The organism is Rahnella ecdela (assembly GCF_019049625.1).
In the GTDB taxonomy this organism is placed as follows: Bacteria; Pseudomonadota; Gammaproteobacteria; order Enterobacterales; family Enterobacteriaceae; genus Rahnella; species Rahnella ecdela.
Window position 1 is genome coordinate 1 of the sequence record NZ_JAFMOY010000070.1, and the last position, 1,238, is coordinate 1,238.

General features: G+C 50.5%; 1 protein-coding gene. It reads left to right on the top strand.

Translation table 11 applies throughout. The features are described 5' to 3' along the window. The coding region (locus tag J1784_RS00365) for an IS256 family transposase (RefSeq protein ID WP_217147591.1) at positions 1-1,203 on the top strand (1,203 nt) is incomplete at its 5' end. Positions 1,204-1,238 lie beyond the last annotated feature (35 nt).

The window sequence follows — 1,238 nt, forward strand, 5'->3', positions numbered from 1 at the left end:
GAAAAGAAACTTAAAGCCCTTGCGGCTGAACTGGCTAAAGGCCTTAAAACCGAAGCCGATCTCAATGCGTTTTCCCGTATGCTGACCAAGCTTACTGTCGAAACAGCGCTCAATGCAGAGCTGACTGACCACCTCGGACACGAGAAAAACGCCCCTAAAACAGGCTCTAATACCCGTAACGGTTATTCGTCAAAAACGTTGCTTTGCGATGATGGCGAGATTGAACTCAACACACCCCGTGACCGCGAAAACACTTTTGAGCCTCAGCTGATAAAGAAAAATCAGACGCGCATCACGCAGATGGACAGCCAGATTTTATCCCTGTACGCCAAAGGCATGACGACCCGTGAAATCGTCGCCACGTTCAAGGAAATGTACGATGCGGACGTGTCTCCCACGCTGATATCTAAAGTCACCGATGCAGTTAAAGAACAGGTGACAGAGTGGCAAAATCGACCTCTGGATGCACTGTATCCCATTGTTTATCTTGACTGTATCGTGGTGAAGGTTCGTCACGGGGGCAGCGTGATTAACAAAGCCGTATTCCTCGCTCTGGGCATTAATACCGAAGGTCAGAAAGAGTTGCTGGGTATGTGGCTGGCAGAAAATGAAGGAGCGAAGTTCTGGCTCAGTGTGCTGACAGAGCTTAAAAACCGGGGGCTTCAGGATATCCTGATTGCCTGCGTGGACGGGCTGAAGGGCTTCCCGGATGCGATAAACAGCGTTTATCCTCAGACGCACATCCAGTTGTGCATCATCCATATGGTGCGCAACAGCCTGAAATACGTGTCGTGGAAGGATTACAAAGCGGTCACCAGTGGGCTGAAAACGGTGTATCAGGCTCCGACAGAGGAAGCAGCGCTGATGGCGCTGGATACGTTCGCGGGTGTCTGGGACGATAAATATCCGCAAATCAGCAAAAGCTGGCGTGCGCACTGGGAAAATCTCAATACGTTCTTCGGCTACCCGCCTGATATCCGCAAGGCAATCTACACCACGAATGCCATCGAGTCGCTGAACAGCGTTATCCGTGCAGCCATCAAAAAGCGAAAGGTGTTCCCGACGGACGACTCGGTGCGAAAAGTTATTTATCTGGCGATCAAGGATGCGTCAAAGAAATGGAGTATGCCGATCCAAAACTGGCGGCTGGCGATGAGTCGTTTTATTATCGAGTTCGGTGACCGCCTGAGCGCTCACCTTTAATACGATGGCAGTTACACAGAATTATTTACAGGGTC